Raw genomic sequence first — 22,640 nt, 5'->3', positions numbered from 1 at the left:
GTAACGATAATGCCCGACCCAGAAAACCATACGACTATCTATGACCCACCGAGTGAGCCTGCACGGAGTTTTATTTTCGGGTTAGAGTAAAACTAGCTGAAAGTCGCGAAAACGCCTTAAATCGGCTGAGAGGGGCGAAAAAGTGGGGGAGCCAAATTTAAAGGTCATCTTATATGACCATTTAGTTGTGATGAACAGCGTCCTAACTGAACACATTCAAATCCATGATAGTATTTTTGATCCACCGTTAAGAGCGAAAATCCCTATTCCCGGCATTTTTAGAAAGATTCCTTTTGATGAATTGTACCAACGAGCTGCCCGAAACCAGGATAAACTGGAAGGCTGTTTATTGGGATTGAAGGGATTAACCGGGGTTGACATGGATGATGATCGAGCTGCAGTCCAAAAAATAAGGGAATACGGCATTTGCTTTCTTGCATCCAGTAGTAAATTAACTGAAATCGCATACGAGCTTGACCTTAAAGCGCAGAGGAAAAACAAGCTGAGCTTGAAGGAGTATAGCCGTTTGGTGGACGAATACAGGCAAAACGAACAGCACCGGTTGAGCAAGGGCGATAGCATGAATGAAATCGTATCCTTGCTTCAACCTTCACAGGCATAGCAATTTGCTGTGCCTTTTCTTTTTTTGTTGGCACCTCAAAACGGCATTGTTAACCAAATACAGGTAAACCCCAGTGTGAAAACCTTAAAAAACCTGAAATTCTCGCGCGTATAGGGGAGTTCTTTTATGCCCAGCCTTTTTTGACCAAGGCTATTGCAATCACTGCAGGGATCAACCACTTGGAAACTCCCACGACGGTTGTAAGGATAATTGATAAATCTTCGGGTCCGTATAGCATGGCACTTCTCCTTTCGGTTTATTTTAAGCGGTATACGCTTCTTTATGGAAAAAGTTTCAAACGGATTGGAAGAGCTGAGATGATGAATTTAGTAACACGATAAAAAAACGGGACTGATGGTCTTCTATAAAGAAAAAATCCCCGTCGAATCATCGACAAGGGGACTTTTTAATATTCCCTAATTATAAAAAAGAGCAAATTTTTATATTTAGAAGATGTCTTTTGAACTTGTTAAGTAAAGTGCAGCGTTTTTTATTCGACCGTATTGATGTTAAGGCGAGGACTATAAAATGGAAACCCAAACTCTTTATAGCTTTCAACCAATTCCTCTAATACTTTAATAACTTCTCTTTGCTCTTCTTCAGATAAAACCAGATAATATGCATAGTGAACGGCAGCGTCTATATAAGAAGCATGCTCACCGATGTAATTTATATTGACTGAAATTAAATCTGCCTTCATTCTCCATCCCTCCTTTTATAAAATTTTAGCAAGACAAAAGGTGGGATCGTTAGTACTGGCGATAAGGTTTTTGAAAACGTGAGTTTTTTGGAGAAATGATGTACTAATTAGCAACGGTTAAAACTAATTGACCTGAAAATGAAAGGAAAATGGGGAACAATCATTGGTATATCGCGCTTTTTCAACCACTTGAAAATGGAGGATTCAAAGGATTGTTTTCAGGATTAAAATAATCCAACCTTTAATCCTTCAAATAATCTCTAAAGAAGCAGATATACAAACAAAAATTAATCAGCCTGGGGGTATCCTCAAATAAATACCCGCTTCACAGACCGGATAAGGCAACCGCCAGTTTTCACCAATGCCATGTTCCTTTTAAAAAGAGCCGGCTTTTTCTTCGGGTATAGTCCATGCCATGTGATTCCCTCGTCACCACGGTAACTCACTCATCACTTGCCCTCGTACCTTTATACCGCGGTTACCCAGGAATATAAGCACACAGCATTACTCGGCACTGCGATCTATAGGTATAATGGAACGCCGTTCGCATTGATAAACTAAAATGGTTAAACAAAACCCAATAACAGCAAGGTTTTTTCGTGTATAATGAACCGTTCTGTTATATATATAACGAATCAGATTAGTCACCACGTTCTGTTATATATCTAAAAGTCCGCTTTTCTGGCAACAAGCAAGGTTTCCATTATCCATCTATTATTTCCAGAACTGATTACATAAGCAGAATTTTGTAAGTAAGTAGACCATCCTTAAGGTAAGTTCGGAGGTTCCGAAATCATAAATGACTCAAATGAATTAATGGCCGTTCCGATCCAGCTGTAACCCAGTAATTCAGCCAACGATTCCGATAACGCCGTTACCAGGATGCCACCGGCAGTAATTAACAAAGGTGCTTCAACAACATCTTTCTTACCTCCAATTCCGGGTAGTTTTAGGAGGTGCTGCAGGGGAATGAAGTCTGGATTTGAAAATGCCCCGAAACCAAAGCTGTGCATGAATGGAACCTGTCGTCCAAGGGGACAAGTTATAGGCGACAGGTTCAAGTTGTCGCCTGTTTTTCAGCAAGTTGTCCCCTATACCCGTTCTTGCACCGTTCTCCCGTTCTTTCCTGGATTCACAAAACGCAAATTTTTAAAGCCTTGAAGAACGGAAATAGAACACAATAAAAAAGCTCCCTAATTTCAAATTAGGGAGAGGATGCCATATAAAACTGTTCCTAATGCGCCCCATTTTGCAACAGTCTTACTGCATATGCCAAGAAGAGCATACACGCCAAAGCTAACAACGGCGATGATAGGAAACGCCAAAGCAAAATCCGCAATAAAATCTGCAACGCGGCCCACGGTAATCTCTGTAAATTTTTCACCTAACCACTCCCATATATTGAACTGTGGTATCTGCCCGACCTTCCCGTTTTCGATTATCTTATTTAGCAGAGGGGATGGATCCAGGAAGCTCCCATCATTCGCTTTTAAACCAAAGTGCAAGTGCGGCCCGGTACTATTTCCGGTATTGCCTGTTAAGCCGATGATTTCCCCGGGCTCAATCCGTTCTCCTACCTTCACGCTGACATCGTTCATATGCCCGTAAATTGCCCGTGTTCCGTCTTCCATCTGGATTGATAACCCTTTACCTATTGAGCCTGTTCCCGTGTAAATTCGGTCAACTACGCCCTCTGTAATTGCCTTTATTGGGCTGTTCTCCGGCAAAGCTATATCAATTCCGGTATGGGGAGTTTTATGAATTGAACTAACTTCACCAAACTTACTCGTTATACGTAAAATCAAGTTCACCGCCCTCCCTTTACCGTACTTCCTTATAATTTAAGTGCATCCAATTACAGATATTATTAAGTGTTAAATAAACCACAACTAATTCACCGTTGCACATTCCACTTAACCTACGAATCCTCACCATTACCCACCCTCCACAGATTAGATTGCTTTCATAGCTTCAACCAGGATATTGAGGACTAACGGAGTCATCTGTACCAAAACATACCCAAGCCCAGCGCCTTGCATCATGCTGAACCCTTTCTCTTTGTTGCCGATCATAATGAATAGTGCCCCTCCCAATACAACCACCATTGCAACCGGATAAGCCAGTGCCTGAACCAGTGTGATTAGGGGGTCAAAAGCGTGAAGCATTTTATCGTACATAGCACCGGTTGTAGCGGCTGCCGTGACCGGGACAGCTGAAGCGGCAAAGGCAGTTTTAACCTTAAGAAACGGAGTTACTGCCAATGGCAGAAGCACTGTCGATTCAATAAAGGCCTTTTTCTCTTGTTCTGTAAGCGTCTCAGGAGCGTTCTTACGAGCCATGAACTCCTTAATGGAGTAAACCTCTTCTTTGCGTTTGAACATGCCTTAAATCCCCTTCCTATGCGTTAAAATCGGTTAATGTAAAGACTTCAGCAACCAATCCCTTATCTTCGTTGAGCTTTATCAGTTCCTTACGGCGGTTTTCAGTAGTTGTAATCCATACGAATTTTGGCGCAACAGGACCAAAGGTGAAACGGTCTTTCAAAGTGCGGTATTTCTGTATTTTTACTTGGTTTTTCTTCATCGTTTGAGTGTTATCTACCTCTATAACCGTGTAAAAATCCCCCCTTTTAAAAACTGCATCTGCTACACAAGTGACTGTATCCTTCTTGCTTTTGCCTTCACTGGTTATCCGGATCTCGTTATCCCAGGATTGAGGGCAACTATAGGCGATGTAGAGGTAATTTCTCATAATGTAATGCTGCACGTTACCGGTACTCTTCCGGACCTTATCGCAGTTAACCAAGGAACGGCCGGCAGCATTCAGATAGTAAATGTTTTCACCACTCCGGATCACATTCAGGTACTCTTCCATTTGCTTCAGAACCCGTTGCGCGTTCCTGTCGCTTTTAAGCTTGTGGATGGATTGAATTTGCCCACGAGTAAGGAAATCAAGCTTTTTCAAACTTAGTAATATAGCTTCCTCCCTCTTCTTCCTTTGTAGCTTTGAATGGTGCACTGGTGCCCTCACCCCTTGCCCTGAAGTTGATATGAGGCTTTATTTTTATATCGATAAAGCTGTTCTTGATGAACGGGGTTTGAACGAGCTGTTCGCGGTCCGTCTGGTAAATAGCGCGCCCCTTTAGCCCTACAGGTAAATCCTCAGCCCCGGCACGATCTAGTACAACAAGGCTCTGGGTGCTGTTCTTCAACTTGAAGCATAGAGCTGCACTCGTATTTGCCTTCACCTGCCTCGGAAATACGTCGGCCGTTGGGTATTGAGTGGCAAAAATTAACCGATAGCCTAAACCCGCTCCAATCCTGGCAATTTCCCCTATTAAATGAGTTGCCCGTAAGCGTTCCTCCCTGTCCTCGAATCCTGCTATCTCAGCCCCTTCATCGATAACAACAAAGTGCCGTTCCTTCCAGCCGGCTTCCCCGATGTCCTCCCATCCATTAGCCAAGAAGTGCTCTTGACGGGCCAATAGTTCCGTATGGATAGCTTCTAACGCTGCCAAGGTTTCCGGGCAGTTCTTTGCTACGGTATTGACTTGTTTGCAAGCCATGAAGCGACTGAATGCTAAGCCTCCCTTTAAGTCGATTAATGTAAATTTCACGTTCTCGGGATGGTTATTTATCAGTGTGGTTATTGCGTTTTTAAGAAAAACAGTCTTTCCATATCGTGTCATCCCTGCAATCACAAGCATTTGAAGACTTTCAAAGTCGTGGACTACAAATTCCTTGAAGGTAACGCCAATTGGCACTTCCCAACCCTTTACTTTTTTGAGCAGTTCATCGTCATAGTGCATTTCTGCCGGCAATCCCTCATCGTAGACCCTCATAATGAGCATTCCGTCATATTCCATCTCAATCTCTTTGTTCTGCCGTACCCGGTTATTCAGGATTGCCTGGATCTGCTTTGGTAAAGTTCGGTCTAGTTTGAGATTCTTAAAATCTTTGAGTATGATTCGCCTCACGCTTCGATTGTTAAGCCCATCCTTGAACTTTCCGTACTTATCCTGGAAATCCTTGAGCTCCAATCCTAGTGGTATTTTGAAGGCGTATTCGGTAAACTTGCCCTCCTTGTTGTAATTTCGGCGATAAAGCCTTATTTTTTCATCCTTCTTGTACAGGCCACAATTCTCGGCAATTTTTAAAATCTTGTCTGCATCATTATTGAGATTAGTTTTGTAATAGTAGCTGGTGCCGAGCACTCCGAGCATGCTTCCAGTGGTTAGGATTTCGAAAAGCAATTCGCCACGCCCCTTTCGATATCACAAAGTGATAGTTGCAAGGCAAACGAACGTAGAAAACGAAGAATAAAAGTGGTGGTATGATTGAGGTTTTTGGGGTTTCTAGTGCTACGGATAGTCATTTTGCTGCCGTTTGGCTTTGCGTATGCTTAAGTGTATGTCACGCTGTTTGTCCAAGTTTCACACTTTTTATAAAAAATCACATTTTTGTGATTAGAAGTCTGATAATTCGGCCAAGCTGATAGCAAATAAGCTATAGCAAGGGATTCAGATCCTTGTTGATGGGAGCTGACATGTAAAGTGTTTGGGTTGGGAAAGAAGCGGTCTAAGTTCGGGAAGTTTTTGGATTCAAACGGGATTATTCAGGAGGAATTAAGCAAAGCCAGCGGGGTTAACAGGAACACAATTAGCCGTGCTGCAAAGGATACCGGGGATCCCTCGATGAAGAATGCGGCAAAAATCATCAGAGCTTTAAAAAAGGCCGGATATGACGTTGATTACGAGGATTTCTGGAACCTATAAGATGGATTGATTAGCCAACAGTAAGGAAGGGGAGCTGGATTACTCCCCTTTCATTGTCTTACTGGAAAAGCTGAAGCAACCCAATGATTAATCCGAATACAGAAACGGTAAGGCTGATGGCAGACACGAAAAGACCTAATACAGAAATTATAAGACTGACAACAGAAACCATAAGACCGATGATACCAATGGTAAACTCGATGATTTTGAACATTGTTTATCCCCTCCTTGTTTTTCTATTGAAAAGAAATAAAAAAACTCCTTTTCTAATTTGAAATATCTTAGAAGGGGTGGAATTATTTTAATCGGCTTAACAGGTTCTAGCCGGTTTTACTAAAGAAAAAAGCCCTAAAAGGGCCTTTGGAAAATGGTATAAACAAAGAATCTCACTTACTTTCTTTCCAATTCATCAAGTAATGCTTCTATGGCTTTATTCAAAAACATTGTCTTAAATCCTCGCTTGTTTTTGGCAAGCTTGTCCAATCTTTTTGATAAATCTTTTCTAAGTAAAAACGTTGTCCGCACATGAGTATCTTCCACGGTTTCTTTCTTCGTTTTCTCTTCATACATGCTTAATAAGTCTTGTTTTACCTGGGATACCGATAAAGAAGATTCGTTTAATGTTACATCTTTTGTAACATGTTCATTATTAAGTTTATTTATTACATCTTTGTTTTCAAGTTGTTTAAGTAGATGTTCATTTTTGTTTTCAAGTTCATTATCTTTATTTTGTATCTTGTCATTGGTTTCTTCTTCAAATTGACTAAAGGCATCACTCAGATTTCTCTTTCTGGCCATGTTCAATTATTACCTCCTTCATTAATTCGTAATAAGCGCTCACGATCGGATTGTTGTAATCGGTCCAGGTAGCTGGTTTCCCTTCATAAGCTGTGGAATTAGCGAACCGGATGGATTTTGGAATGATCGTTTCATACATCAGCAAGTTGTTTTCGACACAGTACCTGCGTGCCTGCTGCAGCATCTCGGAGTGGAGGGTGGTCCTGCTATCGACCATCATACCGACAATGCCGGCGACCTCGAGGGAAGGGTTCTCTTTTGCTTTAAAGTCGTTTATTGCCCCAACCACTCTTACTAGGCCACTAACAGCAAACATTTCAGCAACGAATGGGATAATCACCTTATCAGAAGCGGCGAGGACGTTCCCTGCAACCAGGCCCATGCTTGGAGGAGTATCGATGAATATGTAATCGTAGGAGTCCCTGATCCCAGCCAGTGCGTTTTTAAGGAGTGCGAAAGGCTGCCTGTACTGTTGGATATTTGGGAGGATATCAAATTCTAAAAAGTTCATATCGTTGTTGGAAGGCAATATATCCAAGAGTTCATTTACCTTCACGATAGCTTCTTTTGGATCCTTTTCGCCCAACAGAACATCATAAACTGTGTTTTCAAAGGCATCTGGCTTTAAACCAAATGCGATACTGGTATTTCCTTGGCCGTCAGTATCAATAATCAATACTTTTTTCTTTAGAACCCGGGTTATCGCGCCAGCAAGATTAGTCACCAGGCTGGTTTTACCTACTCCACCTTTATTCATGGAAATCGCATAGACTTCAGACATTTACCATCATCACCACCATCAAGTTATTTAAATAGAATTATAGAAACACAACAACAACAAGTCAAAGACTTACGTAATATGTAATACTAATATGTAACATTAAAAAGGCGTGTACTGCTGACATTAAGGATGAAAATGGCAATAATTATACACAAATGTACACTTTTTCATAATGATGATTGCGGTATACTTTCCCTAGATTAAACTTCCAGATATTGGCCTCATTCGAAATGGGGAGTGAAGCATGGTGAAGGAAAATGTAGGTAACAGCGGTTTAGAGGTAACGATTCAGGATCTTTTGTCGGACAGGTTTATGCAAAAATTCACATCTTTTAAAAGCCTTGATGATTTCTTCAAAAATAGCCCTTTTGCGGAAAAATACGAGGCGGACGAAGCTATAGAACCTGATGAATTAAACTTATATGTCTCCTCTAATTCTGATTTTGAGAACTGGGAGGAAATGATAAGGCTTGCTTACATAGACTATTTCGCTGAGGAACATGGAGCTGTAATCCTATAGCTACAGTAGGAGGAGCATATGGGAAAGTTCAATGACCGAAAAACTGAAGATTTGAGCTCGAAAAACCCAAATAGACCGATTATCCCTCCGGAAACAGAACGTGCGATGGCTGTCTTCTTCAGAAAAACTTCAATTCCGCGGATACTTGCCAAAATCCGGGAAGAAGAAAATATGAAAAATAAAAAGGACGGAGATTGATTTTCCCCATCCTTTATTGCAAAATTAAATTACCCGATTTTTTGTACATTTTTCAAGAGGTCCGTCTCATTGCCGTGAGGGGCCTTTTTTATTTCTTCGATGTATTTTGGAAGGGCGGTCGCGATTAATAACTTCGCAATTGCCTTACAGGTTTTGTCTGTCAGCTGCATGCTTTATTGTCCTTTCCTTTGCTAGCTGCATCCTTCTTTTTCCGCATTTCCCTTAAAACTTCCTCCATGAAACAAAGACATGAATCAAACCCCTTCTCAAACGCTTCCTGGTAAACTTTAGATAACTCAGAATTATCTTCAATCTCTATGTTTATGGTTTGCGAAACCAGATAGTTCATCATTGCTTCAGGTGATTCTTGGCCTAATTCCATCGCAAACTTGCTTTGTTCCGGCGTTATTACTATTTTCCCCATTCTCGTTTCCACCTCCATGTAGTTCAATCTATAATTCCTGATTACATCCTTTACAAGGATTATTTTCTATCCGTTTTTTAAACACTGTGAGTGCCGTAATTAGGATTTCAAGATCATATGGAAACAGGTCCACAGCATATTCTTTTTCGTTGTATTCGTATTCTTTCCCGCGTTCATTAATCTTGAAAAAAACTGATTCCTGGTCACCGCCAACTAAAAGAGTCATGCGCCCAAGTGTAAATGTAATTTCACTGGAATCATTTTTACTCAACTTTATCACCTCTTTTCCCGTAATATTATTACCTCTTGTACACATATTATTACTCTTAGAGTAATTTGTCAATAAATAGTTGTAATAAAATTACTCTTATCGTTATAATTTGACTATAAGGAGAAATTAAGGGGGGATGTTTATATGATCAGGGTTCATGTTGCGGAGTTGCTTGGAAGGAAAAAATGGACTCAAAAGCAGTTGGCTGAAGAGACAGGGATCCGGCCGGCAACCATTTCAGCTATGTACCACGAAACCATTAAAAGGATTGAAATGGACCAAATTGAAAAGATTTGCCTGGCATTGGACTGCACTCCAGGGGAATTAATAACAATTCAGAAGAACGAACAATGAGGACTGAAGGGGCATATGTCTATCAATGCGATGCGTGTGAATTGAATTTTGCGGTAGTCTCTCGTTTTGCTGCTAAGAATGATTATTCAAAGACCAGGAAATGTCCGAAGTGTTCTAAAAAGGCTAAACTTCATGGTGAGGGACATATAGTTTACGATGTAGCGGAGGAAAAAGTGGAGGAGCCCGATTATACTTTTTTACCCAACGACACTCACCAATATCCAATCGTAATGTCTGCTGTACATATGGCCGAAATACTCGGCATCAGCAGAAGAGTAGCCTACGAGATTATGGAGCGTAAAGATTTTCCACTGATTAGATACGGCCGGTCTAAGCGAGTGAAAAGAGACAAATTCTTTGAGTGGCTGGAATTAAGCAATCGAACAAAAAGGGACTAAGCATCTTGCTTAGCCCTTTTTTATTAATATGGCAACACGTATTTTTCGTCCTCTAAGTCCTCATCAATCATCTTTTTTAATGGCGCGAGTTTATATTCATCCACATATTCAGGCAAATAGCGGCCCTTAATTAAAACGTTCAAGGCATCTCGATAAGTCGCAGCATCCTTATAAGAAGGGCAGTAAGTGAGCTTGCTGTATTGGCCACTCTTCCATTCTTTTTTCAATTCGTCATACTCAATGTCAAACCAGGTTCTAAGACTGTCTATCGCGTGATCGTCTACCGCCATTACTGTTTGCCTCCCTAATCAAATTTTCTGCTGCGTGATATTTTCCTGTACAAAGCAATAACCGGCTTATTTGCCTTCTCCCACTCTTCATTTTTAAGCATAGGCACCTGGTAGCTGCCCTCCATTTCGGTCATAAGCGCGGCCAATTCAATGGCCTTGTTGTAGTCGTTCAAATCGGAGCTCAGGATCCTTTCATAGTCGGCGTTGATTGCAGCCAGCGTTCTTTTCATCGCCTATTCCCACCCTTCAATTTCATTACTTCCGCCTTAAATTCAGCGTGAAGGCACGGATCGCAAATAATTCCGCCGTAATATTTAGTGCCGCATTTGTCGCAAATCCAATAGCCTTGAGACTTTTTCAACTGTTTTCTTGTTTCAGCCTGAGCTTCGGTTTGATATAACTCACTCATCATCTCGGCCCCTCCTATAATTGATCAATCATTTCAGCGTAATAAGACTGCGGCTTTTCTAAATAAATTTTGGTTACCTCGATGCTCGTGTGGCCCATGTACTTGGCTATGTCCTGGATTGGCACGCCTCGGGAGGCCAAACGCAAGCCGAATAGGTGCCTGAGGTTATGGACATGTGCTTTAGTGGGCTCTATGCCGGCTGCAGCAGCATACTTTTTCATCCAAGTGTGAGCTGATTGTCTGGTAATTGGCCCTCGTTCTCCTACAAATAATGCATCTGTGGTGCTGCCATAAGGCTGTACTCTGACTTCCAAGTACTCGCGAAGAGAATCCAGAAGCTTATCGCTAATAAAAATGGGACGATATTTGCTTCCCTTGCCCTTTATGTCCTCGATGACCTTGGCACCCTTTGTGACATGATCGATACGAAGCTGGAGGGCCTCACTGATCCTCATTCCGGAATAATACATAGATTCGAATAAGGCTTTTGCTCGCAAATCTTGGGCATTGACCACGGCCGTCAGCAAACGCACAAAATCGCCCTCTGTGAGGAGTTCTTCGTCCTTAAGGGAATACTGCCTCTGAACCTTCTCTTGCTTAACACGGGACGAAATGGAGAGTTTGTAGCGGTCATTTAGGAAGTCGATAAACTGTTTCACAGAAACCAGCTTGCGATTGATGGTTGGGGTTTTTAAGTTCTTCTTCCGCATGTGATCCTTGTAGGCGGTGATTTCAAGCCGTTTAAGCTTGTTTATATCTTTCTTCAGGAATGCCAAAAAATCCTTTACGTCACTTACATAACCGTCAATAGTTCCTGCGCTTTTATCCTCTTCAACCAGGTAGTCACGAAACCCCTCTAAATAATTCAGATTCCTCATCCTAACCCCTCCCTATTTGTGTTCTTTAAGCCAAGTAAGCAAAAACTCCTGTGTTTCCCTGGCCGGGTACATCCATTTCCCACCGACTTTGTATTTTGGGAAACGCGGATCATAGAAAAACGTAGTTTGAATCGTGCTCCAACTTAAGCATGTACGGCGCTGCAGCTCCTTTGAATCCCAAAAAACCTTTTCCAAGTCTAGGCGTTGAATGGCTTCCTCAATCTTCTTAAGGTACAGTTCACGAGCTTCTTGTTGGTCAATTTCAATGTTAATCATGCTGCCTCCACCACTTAACTTTATAAGGTTAATATTTAACTCTATAATACATTATTATAACCATAAAAGTCAATTACAAAATGTATATTTTGTATTGAATTTAATTTAGGCCCTATAATATCAACTTTTCAATAATTTGTTTTGAAGCGGAACAATCACAGCTACCCTAATGCTGAAAAACAAATAAAAAAAGCCATCTTCCGAAGAAGATGGCTTTTGTCATGAGTAAAGGTTATAGCAGGGCGGTAATCCTGATCTCTGGTAACTACCTAAGTTAGTAACTTGGCAGCGCGTGGGGAACCTTTCCCACCTCAATAACCTCTACAGAGTTAATGTATTTGTAAACATAAACATGTATACGTTCGTCTCACCAACATATTACCCTTTTAGGCCAACTTTGTAAACCATTTTGTGTTATTTTGTGCCACGTTATGCCACGTTATGGTACTTTAAGATACTTTATCTACCTGAAAAATGAAATAGGATGTATCCTTCCGTTACGTAAACGACCAGCGACTTTACTTTGCGGGTTGTCCAATTTATAAAAAGAACTAAGAAAGAGACCTGTGCTGGGATCTACCTTGATGGCCAAAAGAAGATGATCATTAATCACCTTGTATAGTTCGACTGTCCCTGGTTCTTTTGGATTTTGCCCAGCATAGTCAGGATTGGCAATCATATCCGGGATATCCTGGTAATATTGCATAAATTCAACCCAATGACGCTGCTTTCTTATGTGCTTTAACACGCCCGGGGGGATGGTCACTTCGTTACTCGGGCACTGAATGGAGTAATGATCCAGGACCTCCTGAGGAACATAGCCCGCCAGCTGGGTAGTGGTCGCATTTGGATTTATTGTAATTGTAGTTTTGGACGACATATACTCAACAACCTTTATTGGATACTTACAACCAGTATAAGGGAAAATTGTCGAAGTAGGTATGATTCTTTTGAATTTTTCCAAAACAATGTCAAACAGACGTTCTTCTATGACTTTTGGCTAAGGTCATTTAAAATAACGATTAAAAGAACGGAGGTAGTAACGGTGGATACATATGAGAAAGCCTATAGTCCGAAGGAGGTTAGTTTGACCCTGGCGGTTGGTGATAGCACGCTGAGAAAATGGTGCATCGCTCTAGAAAAGAACGAGTACCAATTCATGCGAAACGAGCAAAATAATCGCGTATTCGTTGAAGGTGACCTTGTGGTACTGAAGCATTTCCAAAACCTTGTCAAGCAGCATAACATGCAGCTCGATAACGCCGCAAGCCTTGTTGTAGATAGGTTTGGTAAGGGTTCGTTCTCGGTGGGAACGGGTATCGTTCCAGCAGAAAACGAAGAGGAACGCCGTGATTTAGACCGTTCTAATCCGATTGTTAAGGAGCTTTTGAACCATATTAAGGCTCAGGAGGAGTATAACCAGGAGCTTTTGAAGCGGCTTGAGCAACAACAGCGATACATAGAAGAACGACTGGAAAAACGTGATCAAATGCTAATGGAAGTCTTAAATGAGTCCAGGGAAACAAAAATGCTACTAATAGAGGCCAATGAACGAAAAAAAGCCCGGAAGGGGATTATGCGGTGGTTCGGAAAAGATTCCGATTAATGCTGAAGAGGGTAACGCTAGAGGATATTGGAGCGTAAACGGCGACCTTGGTGCCAAACATAGGACACAATGGCGGCATTGCAAAAAAGTATGCTGAAAAGCGCAATCAGCTGCTGATGGAGTCCCTTAGAGAGTCTCAGGAGACAAAAAACTGCTACTGGAGGCAAAGGAAGCTGGAGAGCAAAAAAAGGCAAGGAGAGGCTTATTGCGTTGGTTTGAAAAGGAAGATTAAGCCGAGGAACTTCGGAAGTGGGAACAAGAGGACAAAGGTGACCACCTATAAAAAAGCCTTTAAAAACGGCGATTTAATAGGCTTTTCAGCATATAAAGAAAAAAAAGATTGAATTTAATCGGATTAAAGTACTGAAATGATTGATAGTAATGGAAAAAATGTACTACAATGTGATTAATAGTCATGCGACGGGGTGGGCGATCAATCCTCCAAGAATGGAGGTGAGATCATGGATTTGCCTACAGCAATATTCGTAATAGCATTAATCGGATTAGTTGTACAAATCATCGCCGTAACAAAAAAGTAATCCACCCCGCCGGCCAAAGCAAAGTGGATTAGCTTTCCTTGATCTATCCTTTTGTACCAGTTCGCTCATCTGCGAAGCATGGCTGTGGCTCGACCGGGGTATTACCAGTACCGCGGTCTTTTTATTTTGTTCAAAGTTGTTCAGTTTGAACCAAAATAGCCCAAACTGGTCAATATACGTCGTTATATTTCAGAGTATAACACAAGATGTGTGGTTATAAACAACAATTAATATACTGCACGGCAAAATTTATATATTTAGTTTTAAATTTTCACCGGGGGTCTTGCAAATCTCCAGACGCAAGCAACCTAAGCCCCTACTTATTTCTCCGGATCGTATTGTATAAGCTCTGAGAGCGGAATCCCTAACTTATCGCAAATCGTCATAAGGGTCCCCAGCTTAACACTCTCCAAGTTTTCGTTGTGCCAAAGCTTATTTAGCGCATTCCTACTTAACCCCGTTACATTGATCAATTCGCTTATGTTATCAATCCTCTTCTTCGCCATAACAATTCTTAAGGAATTTTCTAGTGGCATTTTCACCCCTCCTAACAACACAATTTAACTTTAATTTATTTATATTTTACCTTTAATAATAAATATATACAATATTTGGTTGACATATACAGTATATAGAATTAATATTTAATTGTAAGTTAGTAATATTTAACTCTATAAAGTTAATTAAGGAGGTAATGAAGTTGAAGTGTTTCGCTTTAGAAGTTGTCGGAGCTGCCATGGAGCCTGTTTTACGCGAAGGGGATCTTATAGTGGTGGATCCGGAAGTTTTGCCGGCTGCTAATGCAAAGGATTTAGCTGTATTCTGCATAAACGGCCAGTATAGCGTTTCTAGGTATACCCGCTTCGGCGGTCATCTCATTCTGCTGCCTGATCAGGGAAGGGTTACTGTAGTAAGGCCTAATTCTGTAGAGATAATCGGGAAGGTCGTGGGCTTTCTGGAAGTGCCGGACAATAAAGAAAACCACAGTGCTGGGAACACTATGGCTTTCGTTGGTTAAAACATTTTGTTGTATATATTTAGTTTATCACAAAAAGCAGGGGGAAAACTCCTGCTTTTCTCAATTTCCGGGTAAATTCTACAAATTTTTAAACCTATTGTAGTGAACTTTTGATAGAATAATAGTCATAAACGAGAAAAACTCCCTCTGGTTTGGCCGCCTTGGGAGTTTCTCGAAACATCAAAGGGATTCGTATACCCTTTTATTAATATTATTTAGTTTTAGTTTACCACGGTATGCGGTCCCTTTCCACTAGAAAGGGGAAAAAATTTATGGGGAATTTTAGTGCTGCCGAAAAAGCTCGGTATCACGCCTGGTTCCAACACAACGGTGCGGATGGTTGGATAACCGTAGCAAAGAAGACAGAGAATGGGAAGTTTCATCAGTACCATTTCCAGCCAGAGGAACTTGCAACCCAGCTTACAAATTGGTTAGGCGAGGATGTATTCTTCAGTCAAAACACTTTTTACCGACCACAACGAAGCATCGAGAATATCCGTCAATTACGGTCCTTATATGTGGACCTGGACTTTTACTTATTTAATTTTGACCCCAGTTGGGTGATGGGGAAGCTCGAGCATGAGTTTTTCGGGAAGATCATTCCCGAACCCAACGTCATTATTTTCAGTGGCCAAGGGATTGTTCTTATATGGCTCATTGATCCGGTACCACATAAAGCCCTTCCGTTATGGCAGGCTGTCCAAAATTACTTTGTAAATCAGCTTTCCGAACTCGGTGGGGATCCAAAGGCGGCAGACGCGGCCAGGGTTTTCCGGATAGCCGGCAGCGTGAACTCCAAGAACGGAGCGGAGGTCCGCGCTGAGTATAGGCACGATTTTAAATACCAATTGAGACAAATTCAATTTGATTACTTACCTGATCTTAACGATGAAATAAAACCACCCAAGAAGAAAAGGATGGGCCGTAAAAAGAAAGTTGCCCAGCTATTCAATACATACAAACTGCATTATGCCAGATTGATGGACTTAGTGAAACTTGTCGAACTGAGAGACTATGCAGTTACTGGCCATCGAGAAGTGATTTGCTTCCTATACCGTTACTGGCTTTGCTGCTATTCGAACGACCCTGCAGAAGCCCTAAATCAGACTATGATGCTGAATCTACAGTTTACCCATCCCTTAACCATCAAAGAGGTGGAAAGGGCCACCAGGAGCGCCGAAAAGGCATGGGAAGCGCGAAACAATGAAGAAGCAAACCGTATTGCAATTGAAAAGGGTTATCCGGGCGCGGGTTACAACATTTCAAATAAAAAACTGATCAGCTGGCTGGATATTACCGATGAAGAGCAAACTCACCTAACAACCATCATTGGCCAAGGTGAAAAACGGCGCAGGAATACGGTTTACCAGCGTGAAAAGCGCCGAGAATCGGGCGTTCAGGCGAGAGCGGAGTATTTGCAGAAGGAACAGCAAAAGACGATGGACAAGCTGTCTATACTTCGTGTAGTAACCCAAGAGAATCCTGGAGCTTCTGTCCGTGATTTAGCGCGACTAACCGGCTTTTCGGTGGGGTACGTTCACAAGTTGAAGAAGCAATTATAGGTGTTCACTGGTATGTCACCTTATATTATGGGCGTTAGCCTGAAGGAGAGTCGTTTTGTTTGTTTGATGATTATATCTCTCGGTATCTTAAGCAACAGAAAGCAATGGCTCGTATGTTATCACAGTTTGATCTTTCACAGTTACATGAAACAGCTAACCCCACAATACGGTTTTCGAATAAATTTAAGGATTATTTGAGTGGCGATACTGCTTATGATGCGATGTTAAAACAGAGTCGCGCTCTTCAGTTGATGGCTTCTAGTACTAATTTAACTGGTTTAGCGAAATCTGTAACTATGGTTTCTCCAATGTTGATAAGGTTGAGTGAACAACAGGAGGGCTTTGCTCGTACAATAAGCAGACTTAATACATTTTATTATAGATTGGATCCTTCTCAGAGGGATGCTTCTCTTGTGGCTTCATACACAGAAGCTTTTGCATCTTTATTAGCGGACGGGACTATTAAAGAAATTGAGTTTGAAGAGGAAGAAATCGTTCATCAAATTGAGGAGTCTGCGGAAGAGATTAAAAGCAATTCTAGATTGGTGACTGCAGAGGAAGTTAAAGCAATGATTGCAGAGAACGTTGATCAGCAAGGTAAATTTTCTGCAAAAGGATTGTTGCAAAGTTTATTAGAAAATGCAGCTTATGAAGCTGTAAAATATGTTTTTGGTGCATTTTGGGCTGCTTTTGTAGCTTTAAATCTGTCCATCCATAATTCACAGGGAATAGATAAACTCCTTGAGAAAGTGTCTCCGGATATACCGGCCCATGAATTTAAAAAAGTTGCTGTCCAAGAAAATGTGTATTTGGTTGAGGTGGCTGATGACGGGGGATTTCGAATGGTAACGTTGGGATTCCTGCGCGAGGAATCCTTCTTAAGAGAAGGCTCAAAACGAACAGCTCCATTGGTGACTTATGAAAAGCTACCAAAAAATGCAATAGTAACTATCCTGGAACGTAAGGGTAATTGGGTAAAGATTCAAGTACATTCTGATAATGACCTATCTGGAGAAGTTGGGTGGCTAGAGGAATCCAAGGTTAATAAATTTGAAAAAATCCATCCTTAAAAAAGTGTTCACAGGTCTGTCAGCTTATATTATGGGCGTTAGCCTGGCCCCTTCGTTTTAAAGAAGGGGCCTAAACTTTTTTAATGGCTTTTTTGGGGTGCTGTGCTCTGTTTTGAAGTTCTATTTAGGGGAGGGCTTTCCTGGTTATGACGACTACTCGGTTTTCTATTAATGTATCTTCTTCTGCAATCGCATTCGGGCAAATGTTAGAGGCTCAACGAACTTTATACTCTCTTCCTTCAAATGCTTCGCGTGCTCTTTTAATCATGGCGAACTCGATTGACCGTGCTGTTTCAATAAAGCTTCAAGAAATTGATTTCTCGTCTCTAGAAAGATCTATGGCATCTTTAGTGCAGCTTAAAGATCAGCAACGAAGAATGGCCTTACTTGTTAATAAAAGACTTGAGGAAATTACTTCGGGAATTTCTTCAAGTCTGCATAGGAGCCTTGCTCGTCACAACAATGAAATGCTAAAAGTTTATCAGCAAATGAGTAGTGTCCAGAGTTCCTGGACTGCAACTTCTATAGCTCCATATACAGATGCATTTGCTTCTTTGGTGGAAGACGGAGTCATAAAGGATATTGATTTTGAAGAAGATATTGATTTTAAATTCATTGGAATTGAAGCGGCACAAGCCGATGTTTCGGAAAGAACTACTTCTTTGACCGAAGACGATGTCTTAAAGTTGTTTAATAAATGGACAGATGAGAGAGGTAAATTTTCATTAAGTGGCTTTATCAAAGAGGTATTTTCTTCTTTAGCCGTTGATGCAGCTAAATTTGTGATTTATGGGCTATTTAGTACCCTGACGCTAATTTATTATAACGGATTTAATACAGAGGCAATAAAAACCATAAGCCTTAACATTTCAGAGGATATGGCTTCAAGGGATATTAGGAAGGTTACAACTGAACTGCAGATATATCCACTGGATCAGGTGGCTTTTTTGCGAAAGGAAGCTTATCTTAGGGAAGGTGCCAGGGGAACAGCTCCTATCCTTAGTGGAGGTAAAATAAAGGTTAATTCAGTCTTAACAATACTAGAGCGTCGAGGTAATTGGCTTAAGGTTGAAGTAAATAACGGAGAATCCTCTGGGGAAGTTGGCTGGATCGAGGAATCGAAGGTTATCAAGTTCAAGAAAAAATGAAATAGGACTATCCCGGTTTATGATCTCATGTTTCTACGGATTTTTTCTATTGCAAGATTTGCGAGGCCTTAAAAGAGGTAATAATTTTATGACACGATAAAAAGGTATCCTAACATTTCTAACGCCCTAAAGGATTCGCCAGTTTTGGTGGGTCCTTTTTTATATTGAGTAGGGGTAAAAAACAACCTATCTGGAGTGGGTAACGCATAATTTTCTCACACGATAAAAATACGGGTGTAGTGCTACATATAGTCAGATTTGTCAGTCCTTAAAAAGGCCTCCATTGTGCTTGTTAGAAGGTGCAAAGGGGAGTTTTTTGACACTATAAAAAACGCGAAGGACTGTGGTTTTAAGCTTTTTCCATTTACCCATTTTTCCCACCCTAAAAAGAGTTATTCTGATTCGGCCTTTTAAGTAATTGGAGAGGGCGATATTCCGGGTAGCGTATCCTGACTTTTCTGACTCCCTAAAAGGGGGAATTTTTAGTGGAAAGCTCCTTATGTTTTGACTCTCCAAAATTGGCGGATCCTCTTTGATTAAGGTTTTAGTTTAAATGGGTGGGATATCAGCAACTTCAGAAAACTTCAGTTTTAGAAGTTGCTATTGCAGATTATGCAGGCCCTAAAAAGAGCATTGAACGGGCTATGTTCAACATAGGGCGAATGGGAAGAGGTATTTCACTGCTCAACTTTGAGCTGCCAAACTATTGGTTGCTGCTAATGATCAAGTCCAGCTTTGGACTTGGGTTATTCACTGCTGATGTTGAAGGAATACGGCATAGTAAGATTTGTAAGGTCCTAAAAAGAGGGACGGAATCGCCTGATACAAAAGTGACTCCTTAAAAAGAGTATCCCGAGATTTCCGAGGCCCTAAAAAGGGTTATGGATTTTCAGCAGTAAAAGAGAGGTTTTTCACTCCACAATTTTGTGGAGTCAAATTGACGCGGCCCTATAAAATCCTAATTAAGGTGATTCTGTTATTCTGTCTTTTCTGCCACCCTAAAAAAGCGCATTGGTGAACCGTACGCAAATTGCGGATGGTTATAAAAAAACCCTGATTTCCCTTTAAATTTAGGAAAATCAGTCCGTATAGGGATATACTTGTATAAAAAAGGGGTTATTTTGGTGGGAGGCTTAGGGAGTGGACCATATGGAAGCGGCGGAAAGCTTAGGAAACGGACAGTTGAGGAAACTTATCGATTGGATATTAGAGAATTAAATGGCCATTTGGATAGAAAGCTATTGGAAATGACCATGAATGATATCTCCTTTCGAATTTTAACGAAGAACGATCATATTCTTTTCTTTTACGCTGCTAATGGAGAACCGGTAAAAGAACGCGTAGATATTGAAACTACAAAAGTGGGGTTTGGGGATAGGAAATGGTTCAGTTGTCCTGGATGTGATATGAGAACGGCCAAGCTTTACATAATCGGAAAGTACTTTCGTTGTCGTGAATGCCATAATTTAACCTACCTCACCTGCCAGGAATCCGGAGACCAGCTGGACTATCTTGGTCTTAAAATCCGGAGATTGCAAAGAAAATTGGGTTTGGACGGCAAGGATATTGACCAATTGCCATACTTTAAGCCCAAACACATGCACCAGAAGACATTTTTTGAACTTCGAATAAAGTTGGAGAAAATGCAAATAGAACGAAGTGAAGCATGGACAAACCAAGGTGCTAAACGGCTTGGCTGGTTATGATTACTACTCCATAATCTTCGAAAATGGAGGCATAAAATAATTAATAGCAAAGAGATTGGTGAGGTCTTGGGCACCCACCCTCAATTAATAAGCAGCCCCCTTACTTAATCGATAAGGGGGCTGTAATGGGACTATTTCTTAAAAATATCGGTGAAATGCTGTTCTAAAAACAATTGCATTTTCGAAGCGATAAACAACCACTTTTCGCCCCGTTTTGCTGGGTAGTAAACAAAACCACCGTGTTCCAAGTCGAGTAATTTCTTGTACCTTGGTTTAAGCAGGATGTTTTCTTTCAGCCAGTCGTCGCTGTAACCAGTGGCTTCTTCGAGATCTTTCATGGTCCACCATATTTTTTTCATAGTTGCTCCCGTTTAATTAATCCAAAATAGGTAATGACCATCCTGTACCTTGCCTAGCTGCAATCCTGGCTTCCACTTCTTCGCGATCTGCATCCCTAACTGTGTTCCTTATCAGGAATACTCCTTTGTCTGAGTGATAGGTGAGGTTTTCAACTTTTAGATTGATGTCTTTATCACTGTCTTCCCAGCGCAGGCCAATTTGAGGGACAAAAGGCAAGTATGTCATCAAAGTGAAAGTGTAATCCCTTCGTTCATCGGTTTTCCATGTCTCTGAGATTTGGATTTTAAACATTCCTTCCGGTACCAGGTTGTTATCCCTGTTCAAGACTTCAACCATCGCTTGTTCCCAAGTTGAATTTAGCTTTTCGCGGACTTGGCGTACTTCTTCAAATGTCGCGATGAAATCATCGGACAGTTGCTGCCGGCTGCCAATCATGCCCCTTTCACGCAGGCATTTTTTAAAGTAACGAACATTACCCAGTTTTTCATCAACCTTGGCTGCAAAATCTTCATCAGAATAAAACATCGTAACACTCCTTTTTGTTTAAATGAACTTCATTTGAAGTTATTATAAACTTAAATTGAAGTTTAAACAAGGTTTATTTGAAGTTTTTTCAAGTTAAATGTTCCGGTTGATTTTGAAATACCTATCTTTACTGGTCGAAATTAAAACTCATTACAAAAGAATGGTTATGTAAGGAAAAAGTGTGGAGGAAATTTATGTACATAACAGTCCAAATTGATTATAAATCCAAATGGAATAATTTAAGCCAGGCGGGCAGTTTTCATTTGCGGAATAAGAAACCGGAAGAATTGGCTTTTGAATGGTGGATGGTCATTAAGAAGGATGCCTTTGAGCCTCAGCTGGAGAAAGTGACAATAAACGGTGACACGGACATTACAGATCTTGTGAAGGCTATGGAGAACATACCTTACCCTCCAGATTTATTGCCTTTTTAATCACAAAGAGGATGGCTTCTAATTTGGCCATCCTCTTTGTGTTCGCCTTGGTTTTAAGCTAGGATTTTAGGTGGTTTGGGTTTCCTGTATCTCCTGCTTTTTGCTGTATGGTAGCAAGGACCCTTTGGTATACAATAACGCTGATCTATCCTATTCGGGGAAAAAGGTTTATTGCATACAGGGCAAATTTTCTGGTTGTTTTCGCTTAGAAGGATATAAAATTGCATATAGATAGCTTCCTTAAGTGTGGAAACCTTTAATGCTGGAGTGAATTTAATATCGTTTATGTCTTTACCAGCGCTGATGCTCATTCGGTGAGAGAAAATCGTGCAGTTCTGCAATTCCTTTTCCAATGTTTCGGCCAAGTGAAATAAAGCGACGGTGCTCTCAGGATTATTGTCATCCTTCATAAAATTGTGATGTTCGACCACGCTGAATTCCTCACCCTTAAAGATTATCGCTTTTTTTAAGTATGTGTCCTCACTTTCGATGATCAGTACGTCATCCTGATCTAATTCGATTTCATCGGATAATTGAATGTTGGCTTTAAGAAGTGATATATCACCATTGGCCAATCCTTTATATAGTTCCCATAGCTTATAAATCTTATAGAGTTCCAGCCATATTTCTTCTAAAGGTTGAGTTAAATCAGAGTTCAATAATCCCCATTTTTGAGACCATTGCTTAATTGCTTTGGTCTTTTTTTCGCCATTCAAAATTTTTTCAACAGTCTTGATTATGGATGGGATGAGGTCAATTTCGTCCATAGCATCGTAATCCATAAAATCTCCCAATTCCTCGTCCGTGCCGGTTAAGTAAATAACAAAGTCCTTTTGTTCAAGGTGAATTTTGGATTGCACCACTTGCGGGCTAAAACATTTAATCGGGAAAACTAGTGATTCGTGCATACCCTTTTGAATACCTCCTTTGCATACCCTTTTTAATACCTATTAATTTAATAGTACAGGCTTTATGCTTT

At 40.9% G+C, this 22,640-nt stretch carries 35 protein-coding genes; 14 read left to right on the top strand and 21 right to left on the bottom strand.

Translation table 11 applies throughout. From position 1 onward, the window contains the following. Positions 1 to 142: 142 nt before the first annotated feature. On the top strand, positions 143 to 622 hold the full coding sequence (locus tag V1499_RS23110; protein WP_409276379.1) for a hypothetical protein: 480 nt from the start codon (positions 143 to 145) through the stop codon (positions 620 to 622). A 490-nt stretch (positions 623 to 1,112) separates the two neighbouring features. On the opposite strand, the gene V1499_RS23105 is transcribed toward V1499_RS23110, so the two are convergent. The 6 genes from V1499_RS23105 to V1499_RS23080 form a co-directional block, all read right to left on the bottom strand. Then, complete coding sequence (locus V1499_RS23105; protein WP_409276378.1) at positions 1,113 to 1,322, bottom strand: hypothetical protein; 210 nt, start codon at positions 1,320 to 1,322, stop codon at positions 1,113 to 1,115. Positions 1,323 to 2,089: 767 nt separating this feature from the next. Continuing rightward, positions 2,090 to 2,335, bottom strand: coding sequence for a hypothetical protein (locus tag V1499_RS23100; RefSeq protein WP_409276377.1), 246 nt, complete (start codon positions 2,333 to 2,335; stop codon positions 2,090 to 2,092). A 186-nt stretch (positions 2,336 to 2,521) separates the two neighbouring features. Beyond that, positions 2,522 to 3,127, bottom strand: coding sequence for a M23 family metallopeptidase (locus tag V1499_RS23095; RefSeq protein ID WP_409276376.1), 606 nt, complete (start codon positions 3,125 to 3,127; stop codon positions 2,522 to 2,524). 147 nt (positions 3,128 to 3,274) lie between these two features. Continuing rightward, a complete protein-coding gene (locus V1499_RS23090; RefSeq protein ID WP_115454160.1) occupies positions 3,275 to 3,703 on the bottom strand; it encodes a hypothetical protein in 429 nt (142 codons plus the stop codon). A gap of 16 nt (positions 3,704 to 3,719) precedes the next feature. Then, positions 3,720 to 4,286, bottom strand: coding sequence for a replication-relaxation family protein (locus tag V1499_RS23085; protein ID WP_409276375.1), 567 nt, complete (start codon positions 4,284 to 4,286; stop codon positions 3,720 to 3,722). Beyond that, the gene (locus V1499_RS23080) at positions 4,273 to 5,574 is read right to left on the bottom strand and encodes an FtsK/SpoIIIE domain-containing protein (protein WP_409276374.1); all 1,302 of its coding nucleotides are present in this window, start codon (positions 5,572 to 5,574) and stop codon (positions 4,273 to 4,275) included. The genes V1499_RS23085 and V1499_RS23080 overlap by 14 nt, the downstream gene beginning before the upstream one ends. Before the next feature lie 300 nt (positions 5,575 to 5,874). Here V1499_RS23080 and V1499_RS23075 point away from each other — a divergent pair, with 300 nt between their 5' ends. After that, positions 5,875 to 6,096, top strand: a complete 222-nt coding sequence (locus V1499_RS23075; RefSeq protein ID WP_409276415.1) for a helix-turn-helix transcriptional regulator — start codon at positions 5,875 to 5,877, stop codon at positions 6,094 to 6,096. Between the two features lie 58 nt (positions 6,097 to 6,154). On the opposite strand, the gene V1499_RS23070 is transcribed toward V1499_RS23075, so the two are convergent. The 3 genes from V1499_RS23070 to V1499_RS23060 form a co-directional block, all read right to left on the bottom strand. After that, positions 6,155 to 6,310, bottom strand: a complete 156-nt coding sequence (locus V1499_RS23070; RefSeq protein ID WP_409276414.1) for a hypothetical protein — start codon at positions 6,308 to 6,310, stop codon at positions 6,155 to 6,157. 176 nt (positions 6,311 to 6,486) lie between these two features. Then, positions 6,487 to 6,894, bottom strand: a complete 408-nt coding sequence (locus tag V1499_RS23065; protein ID WP_409276413.1) for a hypothetical protein — start codon at positions 6,892 to 6,894, stop codon at positions 6,487 to 6,489. Then, a complete protein-coding gene (locus V1499_RS23060) occupies positions 6,869 to 7,675 on the bottom strand; it encodes a ParA family protein (RefSeq protein ID WP_409276412.1) in 807 nt (268 codons plus the stop codon). The genes V1499_RS23065 and V1499_RS23060 overlap by 26 nt, the downstream gene beginning before the upstream one ends. Before the next feature lie 244 nt (positions 7,676 to 7,919). Here V1499_RS23060 and V1499_RS23055 point away from each other — a divergent pair, with 244 nt between their 5' ends. Both V1499_RS23055 and V1499_RS23050 read left to right on the top strand, forming a co-directional pair. Continuing rightward, positions 7,920 to 8,195, top strand: coding sequence for a hypothetical protein (locus tag V1499_RS23055; RefSeq protein WP_409276411.1), 276 nt, complete (start codon positions 7,920 to 7,922; stop codon positions 8,193 to 8,195). An 18-nt stretch (positions 8,196 to 8,213) separates the two neighbouring features. Further along, entirely contained in the window at positions 8,214 to 8,393 is a 180-nt protein-coding gene (locus tag V1499_RS23050) for a hypothetical protein (RefSeq protein WP_409276410.1), read from the top strand. Positions 8,394 to 8,553: 160 nt separating this feature from the next. Here the strand turns inward: V1499_RS23050 and V1499_RS23045 are convergent, their stop codons facing one another. Both V1499_RS23045 and V1499_RS23040 read right to left on the bottom strand, forming a co-directional pair. Then, positions 8,554 to 8,817, bottom strand: a complete 264-nt coding sequence (locus tag V1499_RS23045; protein WP_409276409.1) for a hypothetical protein — start codon at positions 8,815 to 8,817, stop codon at positions 8,554 to 8,556. 28 nt (positions 8,818 to 8,845) lie between these two features. Continuing rightward, positions 8,846 to 9,088, bottom strand: a complete 243-nt coding sequence (locus V1499_RS23040) for a hypothetical protein (protein WP_409276408.1) — start codon at positions 9,086 to 9,088, stop codon at positions 8,846 to 8,848. A 144-nt stretch (positions 9,089 to 9,232) separates the two neighbouring features. Here V1499_RS23040 and V1499_RS23035 point away from each other — a divergent pair, with 144 nt between their 5' ends. Both V1499_RS23035 and V1499_RS23030 read left to right on the top strand, forming a co-directional pair. Continuing rightward, positions 9,233 to 9,442, top strand: coding sequence for a helix-turn-helix domain-containing protein (locus V1499_RS23035; RefSeq protein WP_409276407.1), 210 nt, complete (start codon positions 9,233 to 9,235; stop codon positions 9,440 to 9,442). Further along, complete coding sequence (locus tag V1499_RS23030) at positions 9,439 to 9,840, top strand: helix-turn-helix domain-containing protein (protein ID WP_409276406.1); 402 nt, start codon at positions 9,439 to 9,441, stop codon at positions 9,838 to 9,840. The genes V1499_RS23035 and V1499_RS23030 overlap by 4 nt, the downstream gene beginning before the upstream one ends. A 23-nt stretch (positions 9,841 to 9,863) precedes the next feature. On the opposite strand, the gene V1499_RS23025 is transcribed toward V1499_RS23030, so the two are convergent. The 6 genes from V1499_RS23025 to V1499_RS23000 form a co-directional block, all read right to left on the bottom strand. Next, the gene (locus V1499_RS23025; protein WP_409276405.1) at positions 9,864 to 10,130 is read right to left on the bottom strand and encodes a hypothetical protein; all 267 of its coding nucleotides are present in this window, start codon (positions 10,128 to 10,130) and stop codon (positions 9,864 to 9,866) included. A 14-nt stretch (positions 10,131 to 10,144) separates the two neighbouring features. Continuing rightward, positions 10,145 to 10,360 carry a hypothetical protein gene (locus V1499_RS23020; protein ID WP_409276404.1) on the bottom strand — a complete coding sequence of 72 codons (216 nt, stop codon included), beginning with the start codon at positions 10,358 to 10,360 and terminating at the stop codon, positions 10,145 to 10,147. Beyond that, a complete protein-coding gene (locus tag V1499_RS23015) occupies positions 10,357 to 10,542 on the bottom strand; it encodes a hypothetical protein (protein WP_409276403.1) in 186 nt (61 codons plus the stop codon). The genes V1499_RS23020 and V1499_RS23015 overlap by 4 nt, the downstream gene beginning before the upstream one ends. Positions 10,543 to 10,553: 11 nt before the next feature. Next, positions 10,554 to 11,417, bottom strand: a complete 864-nt coding sequence (locus V1499_RS23010; RefSeq protein ID WP_409276402.1) for a tyrosine-type recombinase/integrase — start codon at positions 11,415 to 11,417, stop codon at positions 10,554 to 10,556. A 12-nt stretch (positions 11,418 to 11,429) separates the two neighbouring features. Next, positions 11,430 to 11,693: a group-specific protein gene (locus V1499_RS23005; protein ID WP_409276401.1), complete on the bottom strand. Its 264-nt coding sequence runs from the start codon at positions 11,691 to 11,693 to the stop codon at positions 11,430 to 11,432. Positions 11,694 to 12,156: 463 nt separating this feature from the next. Further along, complete coding sequence (locus V1499_RS23000) at positions 12,157 to 12,573, bottom strand: plasmid-related protein (RefSeq protein WP_409276400.1); 417 nt, start codon at positions 12,571 to 12,573, stop codon at positions 12,157 to 12,159. Between the two features lie 165 nt (positions 12,574 to 12,738). Here V1499_RS23000 and V1499_RS22995 point away from each other — a divergent pair, with 165 nt between their 5' ends. Next, a complete protein-coding gene (locus tag V1499_RS22995) occupies positions 12,739 to 13,299 on the top strand; it encodes a hypothetical protein (RefSeq protein ID WP_409276399.1) in 561 nt (186 codons plus the stop codon). 50 nt (positions 13,300 to 13,349) lie between these two features. Beyond that, on the top strand, positions 13,350 to 13,643 hold the full coding sequence (locus V1499_RS22990; RefSeq protein ID WP_409276398.1) for a hypothetical protein: 294 nt from the start codon (positions 13,350 to 13,352) through the stop codon (positions 13,641 to 13,643). 515 nt (positions 13,644 to 14,158) lie between these two features. On the opposite strand, the gene V1499_RS22985 is transcribed toward V1499_RS22990, so the two are convergent. Next, entirely contained in the window at positions 14,159 to 14,374 is a 216-nt protein-coding gene (locus tag V1499_RS22985; RefSeq protein ID WP_409276397.1) for a helix-turn-helix domain-containing protein, read from the bottom strand. A gap of 86 nt (positions 14,375 to 14,460) precedes the next feature. On the opposite strand from V1499_RS22985, the gene V1499_RS22980 reads away from it, so the two are divergent. The 5 genes from V1499_RS22980 to V1499_RS22960 all read left to right on the top strand — a co-directional run bounded on the left by V1499_RS22980 (position 14,461) and on the right by V1499_RS22960 (position 20,342). Then, a complete protein-coding gene (locus V1499_RS22980; RefSeq protein ID WP_409276416.1) occupies positions 14,461 to 14,856 on the top strand; it encodes a S24 family peptidase in 396 nt (131 codons plus the stop codon). A 272-nt stretch (positions 14,857 to 15,128) separates the two neighbouring features. Further along, positions 15,129 to 16,418: a replication protein gene (locus V1499_RS22975; protein WP_409276396.1), complete on the top strand. Its 1,290-nt coding sequence runs from the start codon at positions 15,129 to 15,131 to the stop codon at positions 16,416 to 16,418. 59 nt (positions 16,419 to 16,477) lie between these two features. After that, positions 16,478 to 17,488, top strand: a complete 1,011-nt coding sequence (locus V1499_RS22970) for a hypothetical protein (protein ID WP_409276395.1) — start codon at positions 16,478 to 16,480, stop codon at positions 17,486 to 17,488. Between the two features lie 146 nt (positions 17,489 to 17,634). Next, the gene (locus V1499_RS22965) at positions 17,635 to 18,636 is read left to right on the top strand and encodes a hypothetical protein (protein ID WP_409276394.1); all 1,002 of its coding nucleotides are present in this window, start codon (positions 17,635 to 17,637) and stop codon (positions 18,634 to 18,636) included. 1,199 nt (positions 18,637 to 19,835) lie between these two features. After that, a complete protein-coding gene (locus V1499_RS22960) occupies positions 19,836 to 20,342 on the top strand; it encodes a hypothetical protein (protein ID WP_409276393.1) in 507 nt (168 codons plus the stop codon). Positions 20,343 to 20,473: 131 nt separating this feature from the next. On the opposite strand, the gene V1499_RS22955 is transcribed toward V1499_RS22960, so the two are convergent. Continuing rightward, positions 20,474 to 20,701 (bottom strand): DUF771 domain-containing protein, encoded by a 228-nt coding sequence (locus tag V1499_RS22955; protein WP_409276392.1) that lies wholly within the window; start codon positions 20,699 to 20,701, stop codon positions 20,474 to 20,476. A 16-nt stretch (positions 20,702 to 20,717) separates the two neighbouring features. Then, positions 20,718 to 21,227 carry a hypothetical protein gene (locus V1499_RS22950; RefSeq protein WP_409276391.1) on the bottom strand — a complete coding sequence of 170 codons (510 nt, stop codon included), beginning with the start codon at positions 21,225 to 21,227 and terminating at the stop codon, positions 20,718 to 20,720. A gap of 194 nt (positions 21,228 to 21,421) precedes the next feature. On the opposite strand from V1499_RS22950, the gene V1499_RS22945 reads away from it, so the two are divergent. Next, positions 21,422 to 21,661 (top strand): hypothetical protein, encoded by a 240-nt coding sequence (locus V1499_RS22945; protein WP_409276390.1) that lies wholly within the window; start codon positions 21,422 to 21,424, stop codon positions 21,659 to 21,661. A gap of 53 nt (positions 21,662 to 21,714) precedes the next feature. Here V1499_RS22945 and V1499_RS22940 read toward each other — a convergent pair whose 3' ends face one another. Then, on the bottom strand, positions 21,715 to 22,443 hold the full coding sequence (locus V1499_RS22940) for a hypothetical protein (protein WP_409276389.1): 729 nt from the start codon (positions 22,441 to 22,443) through the stop codon (positions 21,715 to 21,717). Between the last annotated feature and the right edge of the window lie 197 nt (positions 22,444 to 22,640).

This window comes from Neobacillus oceani (assembly GCF_046237595.1).
Lineage (GTDB): Bacteria > Bacillota > Bacilli > Bacillales > Cytobacillaceae > Bacillus_D > Bacillus_D oceani.
Note: the sequence above shows the minus strand (reverse complement) of the source record. Positions and strands in the feature narration are given on the sequence as shown.